Source organism: Roseomonas sp. KE0001 (assembly GCF_016107285.1).
Classification (GTDB): domain Bacteria; phylum Pseudomonadota; class Alphaproteobacteria; order Acetobacterales; family Acetobacteraceae; genus Pseudoroseomonas.
In genome coordinates this window covers 287384-294250 of sequence record NZ_RCVQ01000007.1, presented here as the reverse complement: position 1 = coordinate 294250, position 6867 = coordinate 287384, and the positions used below count along the sequence as shown (strand labels likewise).

7 protein-coding genes are annotated in these 6867 nt (G+C 68.8%); 4 read left to right on the top strand and 3 right to left on the bottom strand.

What is annotated here, in order from left to right; all coding sequences use genetic code 11:
- Positions 1 to 713, top strand: a 713-nt coding sequence (locus D9598_RS15720; RefSeq protein ID WP_232477281.1) for a DUF1796 family putative cysteine peptidase, incomplete at its 5' end; no start/stop codon positions are given.
- 9 nt (positions 714 to 722) lie between these two features.
- Here D9598_RS15720 and D9598_RS15715 read toward each other — a convergent pair.
- Both D9598_RS15715 and D9598_RS15710 read right to left on the bottom strand, forming a co-directional pair.
- Positions 723 to 1484 carry a carboxylesterase gene (locus D9598_RS15715; RefSeq protein ID WP_198367478.1) on the bottom strand — a complete coding sequence of 254 codons (762 nt, stop codon included), beginning with the start codon at positions 1482 to 1484 and terminating at the stop codon, positions 723 to 725.
- A complete protein-coding gene (locus tag D9598_RS15710; RefSeq protein ID WP_198367477.1) occupies positions 1481 to 2626 on the bottom strand; it encodes a fumarylacetoacetate hydrolase family protein in 1146 nt (381 codons plus the stop codon). The genes D9598_RS15715 and D9598_RS15710 overlap by 4 nt, the downstream gene beginning before the upstream one ends.
- 137 nt (positions 2627 to 2763) lie before the next feature.
- Here D9598_RS15710 and D9598_RS15705 point away from each other — a divergent pair, with 137 nt between their 5' ends.
- From D9598_RS15705 to D9598_RS15695, 3 genes are read left to right on the top strand one after another with little or no spacing between them, the layout of a single operon-like run.
- Positions 2764 to 4101: an extracellular solute-binding protein gene (locus D9598_RS15705; RefSeq protein ID WP_198367476.1), complete on the top strand. Its 1338-nt coding sequence runs from the start codon at positions 2764 to 2766 to the stop codon at positions 4099 to 4101.
- A gap of 40 nt (positions 4102 to 4141) precedes the next feature.
- Positions 4142 to 5038 carry a carbohydrate ABC transporter permease gene (locus D9598_RS15700; protein ID WP_198367475.1) on the top strand — a complete coding sequence of 299 codons (897 nt, stop codon included), beginning with the start codon at positions 4142 to 4144 and terminating at the stop codon, positions 5036 to 5038.
- Positions 5035 to 5853: a carbohydrate ABC transporter permease gene (locus D9598_RS15695; protein ID WP_198367474.1), complete on the top strand. Its 819-nt coding sequence runs from the start codon at positions 5035 to 5037 to the stop codon at positions 5851 to 5853. The genes D9598_RS15700 and D9598_RS15695 overlap by 4 nt, the downstream gene beginning before the upstream one ends.
- A gap of 15 nt (positions 5854 to 5868) precedes the next feature.
- Here the strand turns inward: D9598_RS15695 and prpB are convergent, their stop codons facing one another.
- Complete coding sequence (gene prpB, locus D9598_RS15690) at positions 5869 to 6804, bottom strand: methylisocitrate lyase (RefSeq protein ID WP_198367473.1); 936 nt, start codon at positions 6802 to 6804, stop codon at positions 5869 to 5871.
- Between the last annotated feature and the right edge of the window lie 63 nt (positions 6805 to 6867).

The following is a 6867-nucleotide window of genomic DNA, read 5'->3' as shown; positions in this document are numbered from 1 at the left end:
GCCTCCGTCGCCAGCAAGGAGACGGTCGAAGCATGACAGCCGCTTTCCAACAATACGTGTCCTTCGGGGTGAACTGCGAGACCGCTTTCCAGATGAGGCGGGTCCTCGGCCGGGACAGCGCCTCCTTCTTTTCCTGGAACGTGACGCGGTTCCGCGCTCTCCTCAGCCTTCTTGATTCGGATTTTGGGGGAATTCTACAGCGGGACAATCTGTCCTATGATCCGAAATCCGGATTGATCCACGACACCTCTCATGATTACTGGCTGCATTCGCCCTTCGCGGCCGATGAGCCCTGGACGGGTGCTGTGTTCGAGGAAAAGCTGACCCAGCTCCGCGGCAAGATGGCCTATCTGGCGGAGAAGTTCCGACGGAACGCCTCATCCGGCGCCCGCACCGTCTACTTCTATCGAACCGAGGAGAGGGAGGATCTGCGCCGCAACGCCGCGGCCCTGCGTGACTGTCTGCGCAAATGGCACGGCGGTGGCGGCAGCTTCGTCCTCGTTGTCCTGCAACACGAGAAGTATCGCGAGCCCTCCTGGCGGGAAGCGGGGATGTTCAACCGCTATCTCGCGCGCTGCGCGCCCTGGTCTGATGCCTCGGATGGGCATGTCCGATCCTGGGATGCGGTTTTCGCCGAGTTCCCCCACCAGGAGCCCCTGCGGCTGGCCGGCTTCAACAAGGCGGCGGCGAGCCCGTCCTTTCTCGCCGCCTGACCCGCCGCCTCAGCCGCGCAACTCCCGCAGCGTCGCCACGATCAGCGCCAGGTCCTGCTCCCGCGCCAGGCGGTGGTCGCCATCCTTCACCAGGGTGACGCAGACATCCTGTGTCGTCAGATGGCCGGCGATCTCGGCCGCCATCTCCCAGGGCACCTCGTTGTCGCGCATGCCCTGCAGCAGCCGCACCGGCCCGTCGAAGGCGATCGGGCCATCGAGCAGCAGGTTCCTCGCGCCATCCTCGATCAGCCGGCGCGTGATCGGCACCGGAGGGCCATAGGGGCTCTCCACATGCAGCACGCCCTCCCGCAGGATGGTCTCGCGCTGCGCCTCGGTGAAGCTCGGCCACATCAGCTTGCGGGTGAAGTCCGGCGCGGCGGCGATGCCGAGCAGGGCCCGGATGCGGCTGCCGGGAAGCCGCGCCCAGCGCCGCGCCAGGAGCAGCGAGATCCAGCCGCCCATGGAGGAGCCGACCAGCACCAGCGGCCCCTCGGTCAGCCGCTCCAGCGCCGTGGCGGCATCCTCCGCCCATTCGCCGACGCAGCCGGCCTCGAAGGCGCCGTCGCTGGCGCCATGGCCGGAGTAGTCGAAGCGCAGGAAGGCGCGGCCCTCGGCGGCGCAGGCGTCGCGGAGCGCCAGGGCCTTGCTGCCCTCCATGTCGGAGCGGAAGCCGGTCAGGAAGACCGTGGTGGGGCCGCGCCCCGGCAGGCGGGCCCAGGCGAGATGCGTGCCGTCGCCCCGATCGAGCCGGCCGGTTTCCTCCCGTGTCATGCGTGCGGCAATCCCCGCTTGGCCAGGTTGGCCATCAGGGCGCCGATGCCGAAGCGCCAGGGCGGGCAGGCATCGGTGCGGTCCACGGTGTTCACCAGGGCACCCAGGCGCGGGCTGGCGATGCACACGACATCGCCGACATGGTGTGTGAAGCCCATCCCCGGCGCGTCGCGGTCGGCGGCCGGCGAGAAGGGCGTGCCGAGGAAGAGCGCGGCGCCGTCCGGGTACTGGTGGTGGGGGTTGATGAGCTGGTCGACGATCTCGGTCGGGTCGCGGCTGATGGCGCCGACGCGGCCGCTCTCCTCCAGCCGGAAGCCATCCGGCCCCTCGATGGTCAGCGTGATCCCGGCGGCCCGGACATCCTCCAGCGTGAAGCCCTCGTCGAAGAGGCGAATGGCCGGACCCAGGGCACAGGCCGCGTTGTTGTCCTTGGCGCGGCCGAGCAGCAGGGCGGAGCGGCCCTCGACATCGCGCAGGTTCACGTCGTTGCCGAGCGTGGCGCCCAGGATGCGGCCGCGCGCGTCGATCGCCAGCACCGCCTCGGGCTCGGGGTTGTTCCAGGAACTGCCGGGATGGATGCCGACCCTGGCGCCGGAGGGCACGGCGGAGAGCGGCTGGGCCTTGGTGAAGATTTCCGCATCCGGGCCGATGCCGACCTCCAGGTACTGGCTCCACCAGCCGCGCGCGACCAGATTCTCCTTGAGCGCCATGGCCTCCGGGCTGCCGGGGCGGAGGCTCGCGATATCGTCGCCGATGATGCCGCGCACCTCGGCCCGCACCGCCTCCGCCTGGCTGGCATCGCCCCGGCACCGCTCCTCGATGACGCGCTCCAGCATCGAGCGGGCATAGGTCACGCCGCAGGCCTTGAGCGCCTGCAGGTCGAAGGGCGCCAGCAGGCGGTGGGGGCCCTCGCCGGCCAGCAGGCCCGGAATGTCGAGGGCGATGGGCGCGCCGCGCGCCGGGATCGCCTCCAGCGGCTGGTCGCTGTTCAGCCAGGCGCTGACCGTGCCGAAGGCAGGCGTCATGTCGAAGGCGGCGCCGCGCGCCAGGGCGAGGGCCATCGGCCCGTCCGGCCCCTCGGCCCGGAGGGCGAAATGGCCATCCCGCCAATCCTCCGGCAGGGCGGTGGAGAGGGTGGTCATGCGGCGTCCTCCTGCTGTGTGCCTCGTGAGGCTTGGCGAAAACCGTACCGCCTTCCGATCCCGCTTGCCATCCGGGCCATGCCGGTGAAAGCATGGCCGGACAACCGGTGAAGCCGGGACTTGGGAGGGATGAACACATGTCCGAGATCACGCGGCGCGTGGCCTTGCGCGCGGCCGCTGGCCTGTTGGCGGCGCCGGCCCTGGTGGAAAGCGTAGGGGCGCAGCAGGCCTTCGACTGGAAGCGCTTCAAGGGCGAGAAGGTCGAGGCCAGCCTGACCGCCAATCCACGCTCCAGCCTGCTGATCCAGCATCAGAAGGAGTTCGAGGAGCTGACAGGCATCCGCGTCGGTGCCGAGGCCATCCCGGAGCAGCAGCACCGGCAGAAATTCGCCATCGAGTTCGCCTCCGGCCGCCCCTCCTTCGACGTGGTCGGCATCAGCCTGCATGTCAGCAAGCGGCAGGTGGGGCGCGCCAGGTGGTGCACCGACGTCAAGACGCTGATCAACGATCCCACGATGACGGCGCCCGACTTCGACTTCGCCGATTTCGGCCAGGGCGCCGTGGCCTACTCGACCCAGGCCGACGGGCGCATGGACACGCTGCCCGAGTTCACCGACTACTTCGTCATGTACTACAACAAGGAGCTGCTGGCCTCGAAGGGCATCGCGGTGCCGAAGACCTTCGACGAGCTCTACACCGCGGCCAAGGCGCTGACCGATCCGTCGAAGCAGCAGTACGGCTTCGTGGGCCGCGGCCTGCGCAACGCCAATGTCGTGCTCTGGTCCTCCTTCCTCCTCGGCACGCAGCAGCGCGACACGGTCAGCCCCGAGATGAAGCTGCTGACCGACACGCCCGACGCCGTCTGGGCCACCGAGATGTATGCCAAGCTGATGCGCGAATGCGGCCCGCCGGGCAGCATCGGCTTCAACTGGAACGAGTGCCAGACCACCTTCATGCAGGGCCGTGCCGCCTTCTGGATCGACGGCGTGGGCTTCGCCGCGCCGCTGGAGGACCCGAAGCGTTCGCGGCTGGCGGGTGGCAAGGTGGGCTACGCCGTCTCGCCCGCCGGCCCGGCGCACCACCATTGCTGCCTGTTCGGCACCGCCTTCGGCATCGCCGAGCAGAGCCAACGCAGGGGCGCGAGCTGGTACTACCTGCAATGGGCGACCGGCAAGGCGAACCAGCTTCGCTACCTGACCTCCGGGGCCGGCGCGCCGGCCCGGGCGAGCGCCTTCCGCAACGAGGAAGCGATCGCCTCCAGCCGCTTCCCGCGCGAGTTCTTCGAGACCCTGACGCAGAGCAGCCGCATCGCGCGCCCCGGCCTGCCGGAGATCGTGCCGGTGACGGAGTTCCGCGACACCATCGGCACGGCGCTGACCAACGCCATCGGCGCCGGGGCCGACATCCCCGCCGAGCTGAAGCGCGCGACCGACGCCTTCCGCCCGGTGCTGGAACAATCCGAGCGGGCGACCTGATCGTGCCATGTCGGGCGTGACATCGGGAAAGCCGGCGGCCATGGGCGCACCCGCCCTGGCCGCCGCGCCGGGGCGGCGCCGGAACTATGCGCGCCGCTACTGGTGGTTCGTGGTGCCGGCCGGGGTGGTGGTGCTCTCCGTCATCCTCTTCCCCTGGGCCTTCACCCTCTTCATGTCGGCGCATGACTGGAAGATCGGCGGTGGCCACCATTTCGTCGGCCTCGACAACTACCGCAAGCTCCTGACCGATGAACGCTTCCACTGGGCCATGCTGCGGACCCTGTACTTCACCGCGCTGGCCGTCATCCTGCCGATGATCCTCGGCGTGGCCGGCGCGCTGGTGTTCAACCGGAAGTTTCCGCTGCGCGGCCTGGCGCGCACCATCTTCATCCTGCCGATGATGGCGACGCCGGTGGCGGTGGCGCTGGTCTGGACCATGATGTTCCATCCCCAGCTCGGCGTGCTGAACTGGCTGCTGACCTGGTTCGGCCTGCCGCCCAGCATGTGGATCTACGACCCCGCCACCGTCATCCCGACCCTGGTGATGGTCGAGGTCTGGCACTGGACGCCGCTGGTCATGCTGATCGTGCTGGGCGGCCTGGCCTCGCTGCCGCAGGACCCCTACGAGGCGGCCAAGATCGACGGCGCCAGCGCGCTGCAGGCCTTCTGGCACATCACCCTGCCGCTGCTCGCGCCGTTCATCGTCGTGGCACTCATCATCCGCACCATCGACGCGCTGAAGGCCTTCGACACCATCTATGTCATCACCCAGGGCGGGCCGGGGACCAGCAGCGAGACCATCAACATCTTCCTCTACCTGCAGGGCTTCGCCTACTACAACATGGGTTATGCCAGCGCGGTGGTGGTGGTCTTCTTCCTCCTGATCGTCGCCCTGGCCTCCCTGCTGCTCTGGACGCGCAGGAGGGTCAAGGCATGATGCGCCTGCTGGAGAAGCTGGGCTTCGCGCTCGCCGTGCTCTTCCTCGTCTCGCCGGCGATCCTGGTCTTCCTCTGGATGCTGTCGCTGTCGATGAAGACCGAACTGGACAACACCGCCTTCCCGCCGGTCTTCATCCCGAACCCGCCGGTCTGGGACAACTTCATCGAGGTCTTCTCGCGGAACGACTTCCTGAAGTACACCTGGAACTCGATCCTGGTCTCCTTCAGCGCCACCGGCCTCGCCATCCTGATCGGCGTTCCGGCGGGCTACGGCATCGCCAAGATGCAGGCGACCCGGGCGGCGATGCTGATCCTGATCGCCCGCATCACGCCCGGCCTTTCCTACCTGATCCCGCTCTTCCTGCTGTTCCAGTGGCTGGGCCTGACCGGCACGCTGACGCCGATCGTCATCACGCATCTCGTCATCACCGTGCCGATCGTGGTCTGGGTGATGATCGGCTTCTTCGAGGGGCTGCCGGCGGAGCTGGAGGAGGCGGCGCTGGTCGATGGCGCGACGATCTGGCAGGCCTTCCGCCATGTCGCGCTGCCACTGGCCATGCCGGGCATCACCGTCGCGGTGATCCTCTCCTTCATCTTCTCCTGGAACAACTTCATCTTCGCCATGGTGCTGGCGGGCCGGGAGACACGGACGCTGCCCGTCGCGGTCAACAACATGCTGACCTTCGAGCAGATCTCCTGGGGCCCGCTGGCGGCGGCGGCGCTGCTGGTGACGCTGCCGGTGCTGCTGCTGACGCTGCTGGCGCAGAAGCAGATCATCGCCGGGCTGACGGCGGGTGGTGTGAAGGGTGGGTGAAGGGCGCGCGCCCCCTCACCGATCCTGCGACTTACCCTGCGGCATGCCCTGGGGGACAACGGTGCGGATCAGCGTCGAATCCAGCGATTCATAGGCGTGGTAGTCGATGGTCTCGTAGAGCTCCTGCCGGGTCTGCATGCGCTGCAGCATGTTCTGCGTGCCGCCATCCCGCGTGATGGCGGCGTAAAGCTCCTCCATCCCCTTGGCCGCGACGCGCAGGTGGCTCACCGGCCAGATCACCATGGCGTAGCCCATGGCCTCGAACTCGGCGGCGGTGAAGAAGGGCGTGCGGCCGAACTCGGTCATGTTGGCGAGCAGCTTCACGCCCGGCATGCGGCGGGCGAACTCCTCGAACATCTCGCGGGTGGTCAGCGCCTCGGGGAAGATCGCGTCCGCCCCGGCCTCCAGGTAGAGCTTCGCCCGCGCCACGGCGCCGTCGATGCCTTCGCTCGCCGCCGCGTCGGTGCGGGCGATCAGGTAGAGATGGCGCCGGGCCTTGCGGGCCGCGGCGACCTTGGCGGCCATGTCGCGCGCATCGGCCAGCTTCTTGTCATTGAGGTGGCCGCACTTCTTCGGCAGGAGCTGGTCCTCGAGATGCACGGCGCCGGCGCCGGCCTCTTCGAAGGCACGCACCATGTGCATGACGTTCAGCGCCTCGCCATAGCCGGTGTCGCCATCGACAAGCACCGGCAGGCCGCTGGCGCGCGAGACCTGGCGGATGTGCCAGGCGACGTCATCGACCGTGATCATGCCGAGATCGGGAAGGCCCATGGTGGCCGACATGGCGGCGCCCGACATGTACAGCGCCTCGAAGCCGGCCTTCCGTGCCAGCAGCGCGGCGATGCCGAGATGCGCGCCTGGCATGCGCAGGATCTGCGGCCGGTCGAGCAGGGCGCGGAAGCGCTGGCCGGCGGGCGCCTCGGGCAGGTCGTCGGCGATCACATAGGGCATGGTGCGGGCTCCTTGGCAAGAACGACGCCCGGCCCGGCATGGCGGCCGGACCGGGCGGGAAGG